Source organism: Ralstonia pickettii (assembly GCF_000607165.1).
GTDB classification, from domain to species: domain Bacteria; phylum Pseudomonadota; class Gammaproteobacteria; order Burkholderiales; family Burkholderiaceae; genus Ralstonia; species Ralstonia holmesii.
The window spans coordinates 29,745-49,816 of sequence record NZ_JFZG01000005.1 but is presented as its reverse complement, the minus strand read 5'-3'; the positions used below and the strand labels follow the sequence as shown (position 1 = coordinate 49,816).

Annotated in this window: 19 protein-coding genes; 11 read left to right on the top strand and 8 right to left on the bottom strand. The window is 64.2% G+C overall.

Features of this window, described 5'->3' with window-relative positions; all coding sequences use genetic code 11:
* Positions 1 to 3: 3 nt before the first annotated feature.
* From BG83_RS0105820 to BG83_RS0105805, 4 genes are all read right to left on the bottom strand, one after another.
* The gene (locus BG83_RS0105820; RefSeq protein WP_024975841.1) at positions 4 to 738 is read right to left on the bottom strand and encodes an aspartate/glutamate racemase family protein; all 735 of its coding nucleotides are present in this window, start codon (positions 736 to 738) and stop codon (positions 4 to 6) included.
* A gap of 25 nt (positions 739 to 763) precedes the next feature.
* The gene (locus tag BG83_RS0105815; protein ID WP_024975840.1) at positions 764 to 2,254 is read right to left on the bottom strand and encodes an NCS1 family nucleobase:cation symporter-1; all 1,491 of its coding nucleotides are present in this window, start codon (positions 2,252 to 2,254) and stop codon (positions 764 to 766) included.
* A 174-nt stretch (positions 2,255 to 2,428) separates the two neighbouring features.
* Positions 2,429 to 2,863 carry a universal stress protein gene (locus tag BG83_RS0105810; protein WP_024975839.1) on the bottom strand — a complete coding sequence of 145 codons (435 nt, stop codon included), beginning with the start codon at positions 2,861 to 2,863 and terminating at the stop codon, positions 2,429 to 2,431.
* Between the two features lie 83 nt (positions 2,864 to 2,946).
* Positions 2,947 to 3,876 carry a LysR family transcriptional regulator gene (locus tag BG83_RS0105805; protein WP_024975838.1) on the bottom strand — a complete coding sequence of 310 codons (930 nt, stop codon included), beginning with the start codon at positions 3,874 to 3,876 and terminating at the stop codon, positions 2,947 to 2,949.
* Positions 3,877 to 4,094: 218 nt separating this feature from the next.
* Between BG83_RS0105805 and BG83_RS0105800 the strand changes: the two genes are divergently transcribed.
* From BG83_RS0105800 to BG83_RS0105785, 4 genes are all read left to right on the top strand, one after another.
* Positions 4,095 to 4,793: a haloacid dehalogenase type II gene (locus tag BG83_RS0105800; RefSeq protein ID WP_024975837.1), complete on the top strand. Its 699-nt coding sequence runs from the start codon at positions 4,095 to 4,097 to the stop codon at positions 4,791 to 4,793.
* 85 nt (positions 4,794 to 4,878) lie between these two features.
* Positions 4,879 to 6,459: a malate synthase A gene (gene aceB / locus BG83_RS0105795; protein WP_024975836.1), complete on the top strand. Its 1,581-nt coding sequence runs from the start codon at positions 4,879 to 4,881 to the stop codon at positions 6,457 to 6,459.
* 240 nt (positions 6,460 to 6,699) lie between these two features.
* Entirely contained in the window at positions 6,700 to 7,170 is a 471-nt protein-coding gene (locus BG83_RS0105790) for an SRPBCC family protein (RefSeq protein ID WP_024975835.1), read from the top strand.
* A gap of 88 nt (positions 7,171 to 7,258) precedes the next feature.
* Positions 7,259 to 8,716, top strand: coding sequence for a DHA2 family efflux MFS transporter permease subunit (locus tag BG83_RS0105785; RefSeq protein WP_024975834.1), 1,458 nt, complete (start codon positions 7,259 to 7,261; stop codon positions 8,714 to 8,716).
* 44 nt (positions 8,717 to 8,760) lie between these two features.
* Here BG83_RS0105785 and BG83_RS0105780 read toward each other — a convergent pair whose 3' ends face one another.
* Entirely contained in the window at positions 8,761 to 9,030 is a 270-nt protein-coding gene (locus tag BG83_RS0105780) for an acyl-CoA-binding protein (protein ID WP_004626591.1), read from the bottom strand.
* A 173-nt stretch (positions 9,031 to 9,203) separates the two neighbouring features.
* On the opposite strand from BG83_RS0105780, the gene tsaB reads away from it, so the two are divergent.
* From tsaB to BG83_RS0105765, 3 genes are read left to right on the top strand one after another with little or no spacing between them, the layout of a single operon-like run.
* Positions 9,204 to 9,944, top strand: a complete 741-nt coding sequence (gene tsaB, locus BG83_RS0105775; RefSeq protein ID WP_024975833.1) for a tRNA (adenosine(37)-N6)-threonylcarbamoyltransferase complex dimerization subunit type 1 TsaB — start codon at positions 9,204 to 9,206, stop codon at positions 9,942 to 9,944.
* Positions 9,941 to 10,468, top strand: coding sequence for a ribosomal protein S18-alanine N-acetyltransferase (gene rimI / locus BG83_RS0105770; protein WP_024975832.1), 528 nt, complete (start codon positions 9,941 to 9,943; stop codon positions 10,466 to 10,468). The genes tsaB and rimI overlap by 4 nt, the downstream gene beginning before the upstream one ends.
* Complete coding sequence (locus tag BG83_RS0105765) at positions 10,465 to 11,268, top strand: uracil-DNA glycosylase (protein ID WP_024975831.1); 804 nt, start codon at positions 10,465 to 10,467, stop codon at positions 11,266 to 11,268. Before rimI ends, BG83_RS0105765 begins: the two co-directional genes overlap by 4 nt.
* A 27-nt stretch (positions 11,269 to 11,295) precedes the next feature.
* Here the strand turns inward: BG83_RS0105765 and lplT are convergent, their stop codons facing one another.
* Positions 11,296 to 12,612, bottom strand: coding sequence for a lysophospholipid transporter LplT (gene lplT, locus BG83_RS0105760; RefSeq protein ID WP_024975830.1), 1,317 nt, complete (start codon positions 12,610 to 12,612; stop codon positions 11,296 to 11,298).
* A gap of 646 nt (positions 12,613 to 13,258) precedes the next feature.
* On the opposite strand from lplT, the gene alr reads away from it, so the two are divergent.
* The 4 genes from alr to BG83_RS0105740 all read left to right on the top strand — a co-directional run bounded on the left by alr (position 13,259) and on the right by BG83_RS0105740 (position 16,947).
* Complete coding sequence (alr, locus tag BG83_RS0105755; RefSeq protein ID WP_024975829.1) at positions 13,259 to 14,383, top strand: alanine racemase; 1,125 nt, start codon at positions 13,259 to 13,261, stop codon at positions 14,381 to 14,383.
* Positions 14,384 to 14,451: 68 nt separating this feature from the next.
* Positions 14,452 to 15,822 (top strand): DNA repair protein RadA, encoded by a 1,371-nt coding sequence (radA, locus tag BG83_RS0105750; RefSeq protein ID WP_024975828.1) that lies wholly within the window; start codon positions 14,452 to 14,454, stop codon positions 15,820 to 15,822.
* A 110-nt stretch (positions 15,823 to 15,932) separates the two neighbouring features.
* Positions 15,933 to 16,412 carry a disulfide bond formation protein B gene (locus BG83_RS0105745; RefSeq protein ID WP_024975827.1) on the top strand — a complete coding sequence of 160 codons (480 nt, stop codon included), beginning with the start codon at positions 15,933 to 15,935 and terminating at the stop codon, positions 16,410 to 16,412.
* Between the two features lie 16 nt (positions 16,413 to 16,428).
* Positions 16,429 to 16,947 carry a DUF523 domain-containing protein gene (locus BG83_RS0105740; RefSeq protein ID WP_024975826.1) on the top strand — a complete coding sequence of 173 codons (519 nt, stop codon included), beginning with the start codon at positions 16,429 to 16,431 and terminating at the stop codon, positions 16,945 to 16,947.
* Here BG83_RS0105740 and BG83_RS0105735 read toward each other — a convergent pair.
* A complete protein-coding gene (locus BG83_RS0105735; protein WP_024975825.1) occupies positions 16,930 to 18,036 on the bottom strand; it encodes a CaiB/BaiF CoA transferase family protein in 1,107 nt (368 codons plus the stop codon). The genes BG83_RS0105740 and BG83_RS0105735 overlap by 18 nt on opposite strands.
* A gap of 31 nt (positions 18,037 to 18,067) precedes the next feature.
* Positions 18,068 to 20,005 (bottom strand): ATP-binding cassette domain-containing protein, encoded by a 1,938-nt coding sequence (locus BG83_RS0105730; RefSeq protein ID WP_024975824.1) that lies wholly within the window; start codon positions 20,003 to 20,005, stop codon positions 18,068 to 18,070.
* Positions 20,006 to 20,072: the final 67 nt, after the last annotated feature.

Genomic DNA, 20,072 nt, shown 5'->3' with positions numbered 1-20,072 from the left:
GCACTACGCCAGTGCAAACGGAGCAAGCATTCCGGTATAGGGCTTCGGAAGCGGCCGGGCCCAATCGCCGCGCTTGCTGGTGGAAAGCCGCATGCCGACCAGCGCCTCGACCAGTTTCACCGCCGCAACCACGCCGTCGATGACAGGCACGCGCAGCTCGGTGCTCAGGTCTTCGCACAGGTCTGCCATACCGGCACACCCGAGCACGATGCAGTCGCTGCGGTCTTGTGCGAGCGCGCTGCGGCACGCTTCCAGGATGATTTGGCGGGCGTTGGAGCCGGGTTTCTCCAGGTCAAGCACGGGCAGGTCGCTTGCGTGGACGTTGCGGCACGCATGCCGCATGCCGTAGCGCTCGGCCAGGTGCCAAGCCATGCCGACGGTGCGTTCCAGCGTCGTCACCACGCTGAAGCTGTTGCCGATCAGGCTCGCCATGTGCATGGCGGCTTCAGCGATGCCGATCACGGGGCCGTGCGCCAGCTCGCGTGCAGCGTAGAGCCCCGGGTCGCCAAAGCAGGCGATGACGTAAGCGTCGGCGCCATCGCATTCGCCGTGGCGGATTTCCTCCAGGATGCCGGGCACCGAGAGGGCCTCGTCGTAGTGGCTCTCGATGGAAGCCGGGCCCATCTTCGGGCTCACTGCCGTGATGCGCGTGCCCGACGCGGCCGCCGCTTGTGCGCAGCGGCCAATGAGCGCGGTCATGCTCGCCGTGGTGTTGGGATTGATGATGCGGATGTCCATATTCCTGATGCGTCGATGACTCGGATTAGCGGGTGAGGGTGCCTTGCTTGCGGCTGAGCGCGGTGTAGAGCGCCAGCGCGATGCCCACGCCGATGAACCAGCTGTAGTTGGCCAGTGCGTGCAGCCGTTCGAAGACCACGCATGCCATCGGAATCAGCGCGGACGGGATCAGCGTCCAGACCGCAGCCGGGTTGTAGCCGTTGCGGTACCAGTAGCGGCCGGCGGGGCGCAGCGTGTAGAGATCGTCCACATGCACCTGCTGGCGGTGCACGAAGTAGTAATCGGCGATCAGGATGCCGAACAGCGGACCGATGAAAGCGCCCAGCACGTCGATCGTGTAGTGAATCACCTCGGGGTTGTTGTAGAGGTTCCAGGGTGTGATGAAGATCGACGCCACCGCCGCAATCATGCCGCCCGTGCGCCAGCTGATGTGCTGCGGCGCCACGTTGGAAAAGTCGAATGCCGGCGACACGAAGTTGGCCACGATGTTGATGCCAATGGTCGCGATCATGAACGTGAGCGCGCCCAGCACGACGGCTGTGATGTTGTCGATGCGCGCAACGACGGCGACCGGGTCGGAAATCATCTCGCCAAACACCGGCAGCGTTGCCGAAGTGGTGATGACAGTCAGCAGCGCGAAGCCGAGGAAGTTGACCGGCAGCCCCCAGAAGTTGCCACGTTTGACCGAGGTGAAATCCTTGCCGTAGCGGGAGAAGTCACCGAAGTTCAGCATCGGGCCCGAGAAGTACGAGACCACCAGCGCGATCCCGCCCAGCACCACCGGCACGGCATCCCAGCCTTCGTACTTGAGGAAGGAAAGCGTCAGGTTGATGTTGTTCCAGCCCGCCTTGTGCACGAGCCATGCGGCCAGCGCAATCATCACCACGTACACCGCCGGGCCCGCCCAGTCGATGAACTTGCGGATCGATTCCATGCCGTGCCAGAACACGAACGCCTGCAGCACCCACAGCAGCATGAAGGCCGACCAACCGAGCGTCGACAGGCCGACAAAGCCGTGCTGCGTGACGTCTGCATACGGCGCGAGTTGCGGCATGAACTTCAATGCCAGCACGAGGAACGCGCTGGATGCCAGATAGGTCTGGATGCCGTACCACGCCACCGCAATCAATCCGCGGATGATGGCTGGAATATTCGCGCCCAGCACCCCGAACGACGCGCGGCAGATCACCGGATACGGCGTGCCGGTCGCCTGGCTGGGTTTGGCGACGAGGTTGCAGAACACCTGCACGATCACGATGCCGACCAGCAGCGCAAACAGCACCTGCAGGCTCGACAGGCCCAGCGAGAACAAGCTTGCTGCTGTCAGGTATCCGCCCACGCTATGCACGTCGGACATCCAGAACGCGAAGATGTTGTACGTTCCCCAGGTCTGCTTGCGCAACGGGGCGAGATCTTCGTTGGTAAGCCGCGGGTCGTAGTGCGGCTTGAGGACGACGTTGGGATGCGCGTGTGGCGAATCAACCGCCTGCGCCGCCGAAGCGGTAGTGCTGGTCATGCTGTCTCCTTTGATTTTTTGCCGGTTTCAAGACCGTGCAGTCTTTGTGCGCAAAAATGTACACAAGATGTTTTTGTTTTGTGTACAAAGTTGTATGCGCCAGCAAGACAAGAGTCAAGGAGAAAAAAAGCCGCCTGAAAAGGCGGCTGGATATCGTGCGGGCAGAAGGGGATTTCAGCGATAGACGATCACCGGAATCTCCGTATGCGTGAGCACCTTCTGCGTCTCGCTGCCGAGCAGCAGCCCGGCCAACCCGCGCCGGCCGTGAGATGCCATGAAGATGACGTCGCAGCCATGGCGCTCGGCCGCGTCGATGATGCCCATGTAGGGCACGGCAAAGCAGCTCATGTCGGTGTCACAGCTGATGCCGGCGCTGACGGCGGCGTCTTCCACGTCCTTGAGCACCACGCGGGCCTGCGCTTCGACGCGCTCCTTGAACGCCTGCGGGGTCTCGACGACGATCTCGGAGAACGGCGTGTAGGGGTATTCCTCAAGGCAGGTGTAGGCCGTCAAGCGCGCGCCCAGCGTCTTGGCAAAGTCGAGCGCCCCTGCCACCGCCTTGCGCGACAGCTCGGAACCATCGGTCGGGATGAGGATGTGCTTGAACATGCGGCCTCCTGAGGCGGGATGCGGAAGACGTTCTTGTTTTGATTGTAGGCTGCGCGCGGTGTTTCACCCACTCGGGGTGATTGCTAATCGATCCCGATAACGGCGTCCGCCCGGCGCCAGTAGGCCGGGTTGCCATACGTGTTCTTGAGGAAATCGATAAACAGACGCACCCGCAGCGGCAGGTGCTTGCGCTGCGGAAACACCGCGTGGATGCCGATCGGTGGTGCTTCGAAGGCATCGAGCACTGTCACCAGCTTGCCCGTGGCAATGTCATGTCCGACCTCCCACCACGAGCGCCACGCCAAGCCATAGCCTTGCAAGCACCACTCGCGCAGCACGGCGCCGTCCGTGCATTCCATCGTGCCGGACACCTTCACGGTGACGGCCTTGCCGCCTTGCTGGAAGACCCAGCCGCGCTGCACGTTGGCGCTGGCGCCGAAGGCCAGGCAGTTGTGCGTCGAAAGCTGCTCCACCTGGGTTGGAACGCCCCGGCGCTCCAGGTACGAGGGCGCAGCCACCACCACGCGGCGGTTTTCCCACAGGCGGATCGACACGAGGCTCGAATCGGGCAGGTCGCCCAGGCGGATCGCGCAATCGAAGCCTTCGTTGACGAGGTCGACAACCCGGTCGCCCAGGTCCAGCGTCATCGAGACATCCGGGTGGGCCTCGATAAAGTCCGGCACCATCGGCGCGACGTGGCGGCGGCCAAAACCGGCGGGGGCGGTCACGCGCAGGTGCCCGCTGGCCTTCACGCCACCGGCCGAAACGCTGGCCTCTGCGTTGTGCAGGTCATTGAGAACGCGCTGGCAATCCTCCAGGAACGCCGAACCCTCGAACGTGAGGGTGATGCGCCGCGTGGTGCGCACCAGGAGCTTGACGCCCAGGCGTTCTTCCAGCGCGTCGATGCGGCGCCCGATGATGGCAGGCGCCACGCCCTCAGCGGCGGCGGCGGAGGATAGGCTGCCGCGTGTTGCGACGGCGACAAAGGTTTCGAGCTGCTTGAAATGATCCATGCCTGATATATACCGTGGCAACCGGGGTCTGCGGGATTGTGACGAATATAAAGGTTATCACTCGTCATTCCATCAGTAAAAGTCAAAGATCAAGTGACCATTGCCGTCTTTGTGCGGTGCGTCAGCTTTTCTACAATGGCCCTCGTTGCGAAGGTCGGCAAGGCGTTCTGCGTAATGGAACGCGCAAGTGCGAGACCTTCGGGTCCGTGGAGCTTCTGATGAGTTCGATTCGCGCGGTGGTTTTCGATGCCTATGGCACGTTGTTCGACGTGTATTCCGTGGCCGCGCGCGCCGAGCAACTGTTTGCCGGCAAGGGCGAAGCGCTCTCGGTGCTCTGGCGCGACAAGCAGATCGATTACACGCGCATCCGCTCGCTGGCCGGCCCCTCGGGCGAGCACTACAAGCCGTTCTGGGATATCACCGTCGATGCGCTGCGCTATGCGGCGGCGCGCCTGGGCGTAGAGCTTTCCGCCCACGACGAAGCCACGCTGATGCGCGAATATGCGTGCCTGTCGGCGTTTCCGGAGAACGTGCCCGCGCTGCGCCGCCTGCGCGAGATGGGGCTCCCGCTCGGCATCCTCTCCAACGGCAACCCGCAGATGCTCGACATTGCCGTGAAGAGTGCCGGGATGTCCGGGCTGTTCGATCACGTGCTGTCGGTCGATGCGGTCAAGCTCTACAAGACCGCACCCCAAGCCTATGCGCTGGCACCACAAGCGTTTGGTGTGCCTGCGGAACAGATTCTGTTTGTCTCGTCCAATGGCTGGGATGCCTGCGGCGCGACCTGGTACGGCTTCACAACATTCTGGATCAACCGCCTGGGGCATCCGCCCGAGGTACTCGACGTGGCGCCCACCGCGGCCGGCCACGACATGCGCGATCTGCTGCAGTTCGTGCAGGCAACACAAGCGACATAAGGCATTGCATTCAATCGGCCCAGCCATAGGGCCAAAGTCAGACCAAAACGCGTTCAACCCTCACATCAATTCTCTGGAGAACACCATGGCGCTCACGCTGCCCCAAGGCATGGAGATCAAGGCTGAGATTCTGCCGGCCTACGAAGACATTCTGACCCCCGACGCACTGGCGCTGGTTGCCAAGCTGCATCGTGCCTTCCAGCCGCGTCGCAAAGAGCTGCTGGCGGCCCGTGTTGAGCGCGCCAAGCGCCTTGACGCTGGCGAGCGCCCGGATTTCCTGGCTGAAACGAAGGCTGTGCGTGAAGGCGACTGGAAGGTTGCTCCGATCCCGCCGGCACTGCATTGCCGCCGTGTGGAAATCACCGGCCCGGTCGATGCCAAGATGGTCATCAACGCGTTCAACTCGGGCGCGGACAGCTACATGACCGATTTCGAAGATTCGAACTCGCCGAGCTGGCACAACCAGATCCAGGGCCAGGTCAACCTGAAGGCCGCCATCCGCCGCACGCTCACGCTGGAGCAGAACGGCAAGACCTACAAGCTCAACGACAAGATCGCCACGCTGCAAGTGCGCCCGCGCGGCTGGCACCTGGACGAGAAGCACGTGCTGATCGACGGTGAACGCGTTTCCGGCGGCATCTTCGACTTTGCGCTGTTCCTGTTCCATAACGCCAAGGAGCAAATCGCTCGTGGCGCCGGCCCGTTCTTCTACCTGCCGAAGATGGAAAGCCACCTGGAAGCGCGCCTGTGGAACGACATCTTCGTGATGGCGCAGAACGAGATCGGCCTGCCGCAAGGCACGATCAAGGCCACCGTGCTGATCGAAACCATCCTCGCTGCATTCGAGATGGAAGAAATCCTGTACGAACTGCGTGAGCACAGCGCAGGCCTGAACGCCGGCCGCTGGGACTACATCTTCTCGTGCATCAAGAAGTTCAAGGTCGACAAGAACTTCTGCCTGGCTGACCGCGCCAAGGTGACGATGACCTCGCCGTTCATGCGCGCCTACGCGCTGCTGCTGCTCAAGACCTGCCACAAGCGTGGTGCGCCCGCCATCGGCGGCATGAGCGCGCTGATCCCGATCAAGAACGATCCGGAGAAGAACGCCATCGCCATGGCTGGCATCATCGGCGACAAGAAGCGCGACGCGACCGACGGCTACGACGGCGGCTGGGTGGCTCACCCGGGCCTGGTCGAGCCGGCCATGAAGGAATTCGTGGCAGTGCTGGGCGACAAGCTCAACCAGTTCGAGAAGCAACGCCCGGACGTGGAAGTGAAGGCGGCTGACCTGCTGGACTTCCAGCCGGAAACGCCGATCACCGAAGCCGGCCTGCGCATGAACATCAACGTCGGCATCCACTACCTGGGTGCTTGGCTGGCCGGCAACGGTTGCGTGCCGATCCACAACCTGATGGAAGATGCCGCCACGGCCGAGATCTCGCGCTCGCAGGTGTGGCAGTGGATCCGCTCGCCCAAGGGCAAGCTGGAAGACGGCACCAAGGTCACGGCTGAGCTGGTGCGCAAGCTGATCCCGGAGGAATTGGCCAAGGTGAAGGAGACGGGCGCGGTGGGCCACTTTGACCGTGCTGCAGAAATCTTCGAACAGATGTCGACGTCGGAAGACTTTGCGGAATTCCTGACGCTGCCGCTGTACGAAGAAATCTAAAACCTGCCCACGATCCTACTGCACGCCCCGATCTTGGCCCTGTGATGCTCGCTGTACCCGTGTACGGCTGCGCTTCTCGAGCCAACCTCGGACCGCTCGCTACGGATCGTGAACAGGTTTAAGCGACGCTGAAGGCGCGCAGAGGAAAACGCCGGCTGGGGCAACCCGCCGGCGTTTTTTCATTTGGCGCAAGGCTGGCGAAGCCGCGCGATAATGTCACGAAAACTTGCGGAGGCCGCTTTGCGCTTTGAACACCTGGTGGAAGTCAACGATCCACTGAACCCCCTCATCGACACGCTGACCCTGAACCAGATCTGGCAAGGCCTGGTGCTGCGCGTGCGGGAGCAAACCGAATTTGTCGAAAGCCTGGACGAATGCATCATCACCGCTGAGGGTGACGGCTGGGTCGAGCGCGAACTGGTCTTCGGCAAGGCGCGCATCCAGGATCGCGTGACGCTCGAGCCGCACAAGCGCGTGACCTACACCACCGCAGCCACCGGCGAACACGCCGGCGGGTCGCTGACCATGACGATCGAGAGCAACGAGGTCAACGCCGCGTTCATCCGCTTCGTCTACGACACCACGTTGCCCAACGCCGACGAAACCGGCGACACGCGCTACGCCGAGATCGTCAAATCCGCCTATCGCGAATCCGACATCGACACCGTGCGCCGCATCCGCGAGATCGCTGCCACCGGCCGCCTCGGCTGACGTGTCCCGCCCGGCCGGCGCTGGAGGAGGCGCCGGCCGGGTTGCTTTGCTTGCCTTTGGTCGTCTCACACATCACTACAACGAGACCATGACGACATTCACGCCCACCCTGGAGGCCCTGCGCGCGCGTTACGGCGAGCGCTTCAAGTGGCTTGTGCTGTTCACGCTGATGGTGGGCGCGGTGTCGTCCGTCATCTCGGCCACCATCGTCAACGTGGCGATTCCCGATCTGAGCCGGCACTTCGTGCTCGGGCAGGAACGCGCGCAGTGGGTGTCGGCCAGCTTCATGGTGGCGATGACCTTGTCAATGCTGCTGACGCCCTGGCTGCTGCTGCGTTTCGGGCTGCGGCGCACGTTTATCGGCGCGTTGCTGCTGCTGGGCGTGGGCGGGCTGGCTGGCGGCCTATCGCCCAATTACGAAGTAATGATCGCCATGCGGGTCGTGGAGGGCATTGCGGCCGGCATCATGCAGCCGCTGCCCAACATCCTGATCCTGCGCGTGTTTCCCGAACGAGAGCAGGGCAAGGCTTTCGGCCTGTTCGGCTTTGGCGTCGTGCTGGCGCCAGCCGTGGGCCCGAGCGTGGGTGGCTTCCTGGTGGAGCTGTTCGGCTGGCGCTCGATCTTCTTCGTGGTGATGCCGTTCACGCTGATTGGGTGGGCGATGGCGCGGCGCTTCATGGCCGTCAACTCGTCGATGGCGGGCGAGCCCAAACCGCTTGATTGGCGCGGCCTGCTGCTCATCGGCGGCGCGACGGTCACGCTGCTCAACGGGCTGGTCGCGCTGCACAGCGACGCGACGCACGGCATCGTGCTGATGCTCGTATCAGCCGTGTGTGTCGCGGGCTTCGTATTCTGGCAGCAGCGGGTGGAGTCGCCCTTGCTGAACCTGCGCCTCTTCAGCTACCGACAGTTTGCGATGGGGGCGGTGGTGGCCTTCATTTACGGGGCAGGGCTGTACGGTTCGACGTATCTGGTGCCCGTGTATATGCAGGTGGCGCTGGCCTATGCGCCGTCGCGCGCGGGGCTCGTGCTCTTGCCCGCAGGGCTGGTGCTAGCCGTGACGATCATGCTGGCGGGGCGGCTGACCAATCGCATCGAGCCGTTCCGGCTGGTCTCGTTCGGTCTGGCAGCGCTGGCGCTTTCATTCTTCCTGATGGCAACGAACACGCGTGCCACCAGCTACCTGCTGTTGATTGCCATTGCCATCGTCGGGCGGATCGGGCTCGGTTTTGTGCTGCCGTCGCTGAGTCTGGGCGCCATGCGCGGCGTCGATTTCACCTTGATCCCGCAGGGCTCCAGCGCCGTCAATTTCCTGCGTCAACTGGGTGGGGCGATCGGTGTGTCGGCTACAGGCATTTTTCTGCAATGGCGGCTCGCCACACGCGGTATCGAAACCGTGCATGGCGCCGCGGTCGACCCCGAGGCACGCATCCTGGCCTTCGACGAGACGTTCATCTTTCTCGGCACGCTGTGTGCATTGGCCGTGCTGGCAGCGTGGCGCATGCGCCGCCGAGAGCTGCCGTCCGCCATTCCTGCAGCGCAATAAAAAACCGGGCGCAAGGCCCGGTTCTTCATGTGGCGATTCGACGATCAGGTCGTTGCGCCGCTTTTCAGCTCTTCGACGAGGTCGATGTACTTTTGCTTGGCTTCGTCTTGCGACGTGCCCTTCAGGCCTTCCCACGCTTCAAATTTGTAGCGGCCGACGATGTCGGTAAAGCCAGGCTTGTCGCCATGCGCGTCACCTTCGGCGCCTTGCTTGTACAGCGCGTAGAGGCGCAGCAGCGTCATGTTGGCGGGGCGTTCGGAGAGGCCCTTGACATCGATTTGGGCTTGGTCGAAACGGGCTTGCAGGTCGCTCATGATGATTCCCGGCTAAAAACAATGGTCTGGCGATGATAGCGCCGGGGTTGTATGGCCGGGCCGTTTGAATTCGAGGATGGCTTCGGTTTTCCGGTCGATTTTTAGCGCGTTTTCCCCATGGGCGGCCACGGGTTTGCGCCTTCGGGCACCACACCAGCCGGTACAATGCCGCCATGCCCTGGATTCTTGCTTTCGACACCTCCACCGAGTTCTGCTCCGTCGCCCTTGGTGACGGCACGCGCACGCTGTTCCGTCATGAACACACCGGCCCGCGCTCCAGTAGCCGCGTGCTGCCGGCGGCTTCCGAATTGTTGGCCGAGGCGGGTATCGCCCTGGCCGATTGCGCGGCGATTGCCTTTGGCGCCGGCCCTGGCTCGTTCACAGGACTGCGCACGGCGTGCGGCGTGGCGCAGGGTTTGGCGTTCGGCGCGGACTTGCCCGTCGTGCCAGTCAATTCCCTCGTCGCCTGCGCGGAACAGACGCGCGCAACATTGCCGGCCGGCACAGCCGTGACCATCGCCCTCGATGCGCGCATGGACGAGTGCTACTGGGCCAGCTTCGTGCCCGCTGATGCGGCGCAGGATGCCTCCGGCTGGCACGCGCTTTCCGCTATTCAGGTGAGTGAGCCGCAGAGCGTTGCCGCGCCAACGCAGCCGTACTGGCTGGCGGGCAATGCCGCAGCGGTGTTCGGCGATCAGTTGAGCATTGCGGCAGGTGCCGCTGCTGTGTTGCCGGAAGTCGCGCCGCACGCTCGCGAGATCATCGCCGTGGGTCTGCGCCTCCTGGCTGCCGGCCATACGGTGCGCCCCGAAGACGCGGCGCCGCTCTATGTGCGTGACAAGGTCGCGCTCACCATTGAAGAGCGGCAGGCTGTGCAGCAGGCCAAGGCTGCCGCCGCAGGTGCACAGCCATGAGCCTGATCGAGAACGCGCTGGCCGGCGTCATCGCGCAAGCGCCGTTGCCTGCGGGCTGGCGAGCGGAGCGCATGACCGCCCTCGATCTGGCGGGCGTCGCAGCGATCGAGCAGGCGGCGTTCACGTTTCCCTGGTCCCGCGGTAACTTTGAGGATTCGCTCAAGTCCGGCCACATCGGCATTGTTCTGCGTGACGGCGGCAACGAGGTCGCGGGCTACCTGATCCTCATGCCGGTGGTCGATGAGATGCACCTGCTCAATGTGACCGTTGCACCGGCGTGGCAGCGGCAAGGGCTGGGCCGTTGGCTGCTGCGCCTGGCCACGGCACTCACGTTGGTGCATGGCTTCGGCAGCCTGCTGCTGGAAGTGCGCCCATCCAATACCGGCGCGATTGCGCTGTATCACCGTGTCGGGTTTGCGGAGATCGGCCGGCGCAAGCGCTATTACCCGGCCGAAAACAACACGCGCGAAGATGCGCTCGTCATGCGCATGGTGTGTGAGGCAAGCGGGGTGGAGGCTGCATGAATCGTCGATCCCGAATGCTGGAAGCGCTGGGCGTTTCGACCGAATGGACATTGCGCGGTGCTGAGCCGGCTGCGTTGGAGGCCGTCGAGGCGGCCGAGGTCGCCGTCACCGAGCCGGTCGCCGTGGAGGTTGAGGCCGCCTCGTTTGCGGCTGCGGAGCCCGCGGCTGCGCGAGTCGAACCACCGGTAATGGAGGCGCCGTCGGACTCGGCCGCCTCGCGTGCCCAGCGCATTGCCGCGTTCGATTGGGCGCAGCTCGAAGCCGCCGTTTCGAACTGCACGTCGTGCAAGCTGTGCGAGCGCCGCACGAACACCGTTTTCGGCGTTGGCGACCGTCAGGCCGAATGGATGCTGATCGGTGAGGCACCGGGCGAGCAGGAAGACAAGCAGGGCGAGCCGTTCGTCGGCCAGGCCGGCAAGCTGCTCGACAGCATGCTGCGATCGATCGGCCTGTCGCGCGAGAAGGGTGTATTCATCGCCAACGTGCTCAAGTGCCGCCCGCCCGGCAATCGCGATCCGGAGCCGGACGAAGCGGCGATGTGCGATCCGTATCTCAAGCGTCAGATTGCCCTGGTCAAGCCGCGCATCATCGTCGTGCTGGGCCGCATTGCCGCACAAAACCTGCTGCAGACACAGACGCCTGTCGGCAAGTTGCGCGGCAAAGTGCACGAAGTGGAAGGCGTGCCCGTGGTGGTGACCTATCACCCGGCCTACCTGCTGCGTACGCTGACAGACAAGGCGCGCGCATGGGAAGACCTGTGTCTGGCGCGCAAGATCTACGCGGAGCGCGGCGGCCAGTAAGCCCCGGCCGGCGGGGCGGGCACTGCGTCAGTGATGCTTGTCTTCGCCGATGAGCGCGGCGGTGTGGAACAGCTTTTCGTTGAGGCGATGCCGGCGCATCACCAGCGCCATCGTCACACAGACGAAGATGCCGAACGACACGATCACCACGCCCACCGAAACGTTCAGCTTGATGAGCAGCGCGTACAGGCACAGCATCAGCAGCACAGACACATTTTCGTTGAAGTTCTGCACCGCAATCGAGTGTCCGGCTGAGAGCAACACGTGCCCGCGGTGTTGCAGCAGCGCGTTCATCGGCACCACGAAAAAGCCCGACATGGCGCCCACGAGCATTAGGAACAGGTAGGCGATCATCATGTACAGCGGCAGCTTCATCCCGCCGATGTGGAACGTGATTTCCGGGATCGTGTGCTTGGTGTAGAACGCCATCAGCATGACCACCGCGCCCATTGCCACGCCCACCGGAAGCACGTCGAGCGAGCGGCGCAGCGGGATTTTGACGGCTGCAGCCATGGCGCCGGCAGCCACCCCCACGGCCACGACGGCCTGCAGAATGGCGCCCTGCGAGAGGTTCAGTTCCAGCGATTGCTCAGCCCACTTCAGCACGATGAATTGCAGCGTGGCGCCGGCACCCCAGAACAGTGTCGTCACCGCCAGTGAGATCTGGCCCAGCTTGTCGTGCCACAGAGCGTTGAAGCAGTCGGCAAACTCCGAAATGAGACGTACCGGATTCTTTTCCTGCTGCGGATAGCGCGCGCCGGTATCGGGAATGCGCGTGTTGAACAGCGCCGCGATCAGGTAGATCACCATGATCACCAGCATGGCCGCTTCGGCCGGGGTGTCGATGCGCTCAAGCCCAGGAATGTCGAACGACAGCAGCCATGCCGAGACATGGTTGGAGATCAACGCCCCACCCAGCACGGTGCCCAGGATGATCGAGCCCACGGTCAGGCCTTCGATCCACCCGTTGGCAGCGACGAGTTTTTCAGGGGGAAGGAGTTCGGTAAGGATGCCGTACTTGGCCGGCGAATACGCCGCCGCGCCGAAGCCGACCACACCATAGGCGAGCAACGGGTGCAGGCCGGTAAGCATCACGCCACAACCAATCAGCTTGATGGCATTGGTGATAAGCATCACCTTGCCCTTGGGCCGGGAATCGGCAAACGCGCCCACGAAGGCGGCAAGTAGAACGTAAGAGAGCACGAAGAACAACTTGAGCAGCGGGGTCATCCACTGCGGCGCATGCATCTCTGTCAGAAGGGCGATGGCGGCAATAAGCAGCGCATTGTCGGCGAGCGACGAAAAAAACTGCGCCGCCATGATGGTGTAAAAGCCCTTCTTCATACCTTCGAATTCGTCCCCGTAGACCGCGGTGCCATGTTCGTCTTCACGTCTTGCCGGCAGCGTGCCGGCACTCGGAAGCGCCCCCCGGAGGTGCCGGCCAGGCGATGCGTCGGCTGACTGGCCGCGCAGCGCACAGGTGCGCGGTGGCGGCCTTGATGCCAGCGCCCGCGCGGGCTCCCCGGATTGTGGTTCCCTTGGGCGGGGCCCGTCCGGTGCTGCAGGAGATGCATCGCCGGGCAACCGCGGGAATCTTCACTGACAGGCGTTCGGGCCATGCGTTCCGCCCGCAGCTTGTTTTGGTCTCGCCTGTTTGCATGGCCAAACCGTATGTGACGCCATCGCGCAAAAAGAAGTGGCTGGTGCCCAACTTTCTCCATGCTGGCAGCGCATCACGACGGTTTTCCCATGCCTAAATTGAACGGCTTTATATCATGAAACTTGTGCGCTTCCGGTGACGGCGGCGCACTTTCTTTTTTGGCAGGCTCATGACAGGCGCGAACCAGTTGGCGTCCTGTGGTCAAATAGAACGCTCACCGCGTGAGGCCGGGCGCACGGCCCGCTCACAGCCAATTTGCCTGTTGCATTGCAGCACCGACGCCGCGCCACGAGCGCGCTATCGCATTCACGTTTTTGCAGGTTTGCCGTCATGCCAAGACCCATCCAGGCCGTCATCCACGGCCCAGCACTTGCCAATAATCTCCAGGTTGCCCGCCGCCATGCGCCCAATTCGCGCGTGTGGGCTGTCGTCAAAGCCAATGCATACGGTCACGGCATCGAACGCGTGTATGAAGGCCTGCGCCACACCGATGGTTTCGGTCTGCTCGACCTGGACGAGGCCGTCCGCCTGCGCCAACTCGGCTGGCAGGGGCCGGTTCTCTTGCTCGAAGGTTTTTTCAAGCCGGAAGATCTGGCCGTCGTCGAGCAGTACCGCCTGACCACCACCGTTCACTGCGAAGAGCAACTGCGCATGCTGGAATTGGCGCGCCTGAAAGGCCCCATCAGCGTGCAGCTCAAGATCAATACGGGGATGAGCCGCCTCGGCTTCGCGCCTGCCGCTTACCGCGCCGCATGGGAACGCGCCCGAGCCATTTCGGGCGTCGGCACGATTGTCCACATGACGCATTTTTCCGATGCCGATGGCCCGCGCGGCATTGAGCATCAGCTCACCGCGTTTGAACACGCCACGCAAGGTTTGCCGGGCGAGGCGTCGCTTTCCAACTCCGCGGCCACGCTGTGGCATCCGAAAGCGCATCGCGACTGGGTGCGCCCGGGCGTGATCATGTACGGCGCGTCGCCGACGGGCGTGGCGGCGGACATTGACGGCACTGGCCTGATGCCCGCCATGTCGCTCAAGAGCGAGCTGATCGCCATTCAGGATTTGCAGCCGGGCGCGACGATTGGTTACGGCTCGCGCTTTACCGTGGAGCACCCAATGCGCATCGGCATCGTCGCGTGCGGTTATGCCGACGGCTACCCGCGCCATGCGCCGGGCTGGGACGGCAACCATACGCCGGTGCTGGTCAATGGCGTGCGCACGCACATCGTGGGCCGCGTGTCGATGGACATGATTACCGTTGACCTGGCCGGCGTGCCGGAGGCGCGTGTCGGCACGCCCGTCACGCTGTGGGGCGAAGGCTTGCCGATCGACGATGTTGCGCAGGCCTCCGGCACGGTCGGTTATGAGCTGATGTGCGCACTGGCGCCGCGTGTGCCGGTATCGGTCGAACCGGTCAGCACGGCAGACGCCAGCGACCTGGGCAAGGCCGCTTGAGCGCGGCATCGTCAATACAAAGATCAAGCGGCGGCCGCCCATGCGCGGTGCCGTAAGCAGGGGGTTGTTTGGCAAAGAGCAAGACGGTCTATACGTGCACCGAGTGCGGGGGCACGGCGCCGAAATGGGCGGGGCAGTGCCCGAATTGCCAGCAGTGGAACACGCTGGTGGAAACAGTTGCGCAGCCGACGTCTGGCGCCGGCGCGCGCTTCCAGTCGCTGGCATCGAGCGCGACGGTGCGCAAGCTGTCGGACATCGACGCGGTGGACGTGCCGCGCTTCTCCAGCGGCATCGACGAATTTGACCGCGTACTGGGCGGTGGCCTGGTCAGCGGCGGTGTGGTGCTGATCGGCGGTGATCCGGGCATCGGCAAATCGACGCTGTTGCTGCAGGCGTTGTCCAACCTGTCGGCCGATCGGCGCGTGCTGTATGTGAGCGGCGAAGAATCCGGATCACAGATCGCGCTGCGCGCGCGCCGCCTGGGCATCGAGAGCCCGAACCTGGCGTTGCTGGCCGAGATCCAGCTTGAGCGCATCCAGGCGACCATCGAGGTGGAAAAGCCCGAGGTGGTCGTCATCGATTCGATTCAGACGCTGTATTCGGAGGCGTTGACCTCGGCGCCGGGCTCGGTGGCCCAGGTGCGCGAATGCGCGGCGCAACTGACGCGCATTGCTAAGCGGCTGGATGTGACGACCATTCTGGTCGGCCATGTGACCAAGGAAGGCGCGCTGGCGGGCCCGCGTGTGCTGGAACACATCGTCGATACGGTGCTGTATTTCGAGGGCGATACGCATTCCGCCTACCGGCTGGTGCGGGCGTTCAAGAACCGCTTTGGCGCCGTCAACGAACTGGGCGTGTTTGCGATGACGGAGCGCGGCCTGCGCGGCGTGGCCAATCCGTCGGCGCTGTTCCTATCGCAGCACGAGCAGGTGGTGCCGGGTTCGTGCGTGCTGGTGACGCAGGAAGGCACGCGGCCGCTGCTGGTGGAAATCCAGGCGCTGGTGGATACGGCCAACGTGCCGAATCCGCGCCGTCTGGCGGTGGGCCTGGAGCAGAACCGGCTGGCGATGTTGCTGGCGGTGCTGCACCGCCACGCCGGCATTGCGTGCTTTGACCAGGACGTGTTCCTGAACGCGGTGGGCGGGGTGAAGATTACCGAGCCGGCGGCGGATCTGGCGGTGCTGCTGGCGATCCATTCGTCGATGCGCAACAAGGCGCTGCCGCGTGGGCTGGTGGTGTTTGGCGAGATCGGCCTTGCAGGAGAAATCCGCCCCACGCCGCGCGGCCAGGAGCGCCTGAAGGAAGCCGCCAAGCTGGGTTTTTCGATTGCCGTGATTCCGAAATCCAACGCCCCGAAGCAGGCAATCGACGGGCTGGAGGTGATCGCCGTCGAACGCATTGAGCAGGCCATCGACCGCGTGCGGGCGCTGGAAGCTTGATCGTTCAAAATTTCGCAACGGTATCGCGGGTGCCATTTGAAAATGCGCGTGCCGTTGCGGTGCGATAATCCGCCAACTTTTCTCTACGACTCCTCTGAACTGACGCCGCCATGCAAGCCAACTCGCGCGCCTTTTTCCTGCTGATTGCCGTGATCTCCTTCGGGGTGGTCGGCTATGCGCTGTACCTGCAGCACGTCGAGGGGCTGCAGCCGTGCCCGCTGTGCATCTTGCAGCGGTTCGCTTTCCTTGGCATTGGTGTGTTCTCGCTGCTGGCGGCGCTTTCGTCGGCCACGCGGCTGCTGTGGCATGGCCTGGGGATGCTGTCGGGGCTGGCAGGCCTGTGCGTGGCGGGGTATCACGTATCGCTGCTGCTGAACCCGAAGGCAACGTGCGGTATCGACCCGATCGAGAACTGGGTCAACGCGCTGCCTACTGCCAAATGGTTGCCGCAGGTGTTCGAAGCCGATGGCCTGTGCGTCGGGCCGATGCCGCCGGTGCTGGGCCTGTCGGTGCCGGTGTGGTCGCTGATCTGGCTGGTGATTCTTTCGCTGACGCTGGTGGTGGGAATGATCCGCCGCGAGCGCCGCTAAGTCGGAGCCGCGGATCATGCAACGCGTACTGGTGAGTGCCTGCCTGCTGGGCCAGCCGGTGCGCTATGACGGCGGCACGGTCGTCACTGAAGGCGGCATCCTGGCGCGCTGGCAGATGGAAGGACGCATCGTGCCGATGTGCCCCGAGATGGCCGGCGGTTTGCCGGTGCCACGACTGCCGGCGGAGATTCACGGCGAAGGCGGTGGTGCGGCGGTGCTGCGCGGCGCGGCCCGTGTCGTCGAACACCACGGCCACGATGTCACCGAGGCCTTTGTGCGGGGTGCGCAACGCGCCCTGGAGGCTGCGCAGGCGGCTGGCGTGCAAGTCGCCGTGCTTACCGAGCGCAGCCCGTCCTGCGGTTCTGCATTTCTCTACGACGGGACGTTTTCCAGCCAACTGCAGCAAGGCGAGGGCGTGACTGCGGCGCTGCTGCGCCAGCACGGCATCCGCGTATTCAGCCAGCATCAACTGGAAGAAGCCGCGCGCCTGCTCGATACGCTGGATCGCGCGGATTCGTCAATCGGCAAACCGTAGCGGCAGGGCGAGCTGCACGGGCTCGCTGTTCTCCTTCACGACGCTGTTGCGCTCGGTAAAGAGCGGATGCTGCAACGCTTCCTCCATGCGCAGCACGGGCGTGACACAGCAATCAACATCGGCAAAACGTTCGGTCCATTCGGCTTGCGTGGCGGTCAGGAAAAGCGCAGCCAGTTCGTCGCGGATGGCGCGTGCCTCATCGCTGCCAACGCGCTGGCCGAGCGCCCAGTGGCTGTCTTTCCATGCGGGCTTGCCGATGACGTCGCACATCACCTGCCAGAACTTCAATTCGAGTGCGCCAACGGCCATGAAGCGGTCGTCTGCCGTGCGATACACGCCGTAGCACGGCACGCCGCCGTTGAGCAGATCGGTGCCCGCTGGGCTGGCCTTGCCGCGTGTCCCGACAGCAAAGAACGCCATCAGGTTGTGCGCAAACACCGAGTCCGTCATGGAGACGTCAACGTAGCGGCCGTGGCCGGTGGCGCGCGCATCGACCAGCGCGGCAAGGATGCCGACCACCGCCGTGAGCGCGCCGCCCAGCAGGTCGCCGATCTGCACGTTCGGGACGATGGGCGTGCCGTCCGCGCTGGCGAGCTGATCGAGCATGCCCGCGTAGCCGACGTAGTTGATGTCGTGGCCGGCGGCTTGCGCGAGCGGTCCGTCCTGGCCGTAGCCGCTGATCGAACACATGACGAGCGCGGGGTTGGCCGCACGCAGCGTGTCCCAGCCAACGCCGAGACGCGCCATGACGCCGGGGCGGAAGCTTTCGATCAGCACATCGGCGTGGCGCACGAGTTCGATGAGGGTTTCGCGGTCTTCGGCGCGCTTGAGGTCCAGCCGCATTTCGGTCTTGCCGCGATTGAGCGAGCGGAAGAACAGGCTCGGGCGCTCGGCCGCGCGATCGGCGGAGGAGCGCATCATGTCGCGGGCGTAGTCGCCGGGGCCGGGGTCTTCGATCTTGATGACTTCTGCGCCGAGGTCAGCCAGGTGGCGCGTGGCGGCCGGGCCGGGCAGCAGGCGCGTGAGGTCGAGCACGCGCACGCCGGCCAGTGGCGGGTGCGTGGCGGTGTCCGGCGAGGGCGATGTCATCAACAGGTCTCCTTGGCCGGGTACGCCAGCCTCAATTGATTTGTTCGAGTTGTTCGTGCAGTTCGAGCCAGCGCTCTTCCAGCTCGTCGAGTTCGGCGTTCAGTTCTGCCTGGCGGCGCAGGCTTTCCATCATGCGTGTCTTGTTGGCTTCTTCATACGCGGCGCCGTCGGCGAGGAAGGCTTCGATGTCGGCCTTTTCCTTTTGCAGTGGCGCCATGCGCTTTTCAATGGCGTCGACGTTCTTTTGCAGCGGCTTGCGTAGCGCGGCCAAGCGTTGGCGCTGTTCGGCCTCTTCGCGTTTCTGGTCACGCCGATTGACGGCCGGTGCGCCATCCGCGTCGGCCGGAGCTGCAGACGCGCTGGCGGCCGCACGCTTGGCGGCGGCTTGCTTGAGCAGCCAATCGCGGTAGTCGTCCAGATCGCCGTCGAACGGGGCGACGGTGCCTTGGCCGACGAGCAAAAATTGATCGGTCGTGGCGCGCAGCAGGTGGCGGTCGTGCGAGACGAGGATCAGCGTGCCGTCAAACTGGGCCAGCGCCATCGTCAGCGCTTCGCGCGTGTCGAGATCCAGGTGGTTGGTCGGCTCATCGAGCAGCAGCAGGTTGGGGCGCTGCCAGACAATCAGGGCAAGCGCCAGGCGCGCCTTCTCGCCGCCCGAGAACGGCTCGATGGGCGAGGTTGCCATGTCGCCGCGAAAGTTGAAGCTGCCGAGAAAGTCGCGCAGCTCCTGCTCACGGACGTCAGGCGCCAGACGCGCCAAGTGCAGCAGCGGCGAGGCATGGTCGTCCAGCGTTTCCAACTGGTGCTGAGCGAAGTAGCCGATCTGCAGGCCCTTGCCGCGCCGGATCGTGCCGGACAGCGGTGCCAGCGTTTCCGCCAGTGTTTTCACCAGCGTCGACTTGCCCTGGCCGTTGGCACCCAGCAGGCCGATGCGCTGGCCGGTCTGGATCGAAAACGTCAGGTGTTTGAGGATGGTGATGGGCTCGTCGACGCTTGGGCCGGGATAGCCGCAATCGACGCCTTCGAACGTGAGCATGGGGTTGGGCGCCGCATCGGGCTCGCGGAATTCGAACGAGAAGCCCGCTGCCGCATGCACGGGTGCGAGACGCTCCATGCGCTCCAGCGCCTTGACGCGGCTCTGCGCCTGCTTGGCCTTGCTGGCCTTGGCCTTGAAGCGCGTGATGAACGATTCGAGATGCGCGATCTGCTTCTGCTGCCGTGCGTACGACGCTTCTTGCAGCGCCATCTGCTGCAGGCGCTGTGTTTCGAATTGCGTGTAGTTGCCGCCGTAGCGTTTGAGTTTCTGGTGCTCGATATGCAGCGTGACGGTGCAGACGCCGTCGAGGAATTCGCGGTCGTGCGAAATCATGACGAGCGTGCCCGGGTAGCGCGACAGCCAGTCTTCCAGCCAGACCACGGCGTCCAAATCCAGGTGGTTGGTCGGCTCGTCGAGCAGCAGCAGATCGGACGGGCACATCAGTGCCTGCGCAAGGTTCAGGCGCATGCGCCAGCCGCCGGAGAAGCTCGCCACGGGTTGCGTGGTCTGCGCCATCGTGAAACCGAGGCCGAGCAGCAGCGCCTGCGCGCGTGCCGGGGCGGTGTAGCCGTCGGCATCGGCGAAGGCGGTGTGGGCTTCAGCTTGCGCGTGGCCATCGTGCGCGGCTTCGGCCGCTGCGAGGCGGCGTTCGATGTCGCGCAGGCGGGTGTCGCCGTCGAGCGTGTAGTCGAGCGCGCTGCGGTCCACTGCCGGCGTTTCCTGCGCCACGTGGGCGACCTGCCAGGTGGGCGGGATGGCGACTTCGCCGCCGTCGGCGTGCAGCTCGCCGCGCAGCATGGAAAACAGCGTGGATTTGCCGCTGCCGTTTACGCCGACAAGGCCGACCCGTTCACCGGGGTTGAGTGTGGCGGTGGCGTGGTCGAACAGCACCTTGGTGCCACGCTGGAGGACGAGGTCGTCGAATCGGATCACGAAAAACTGCGCTTGAAGGCAAATCGGAGAAGGGTGCGATTGTAGCGTGCTGCGTCGCACGATCCTG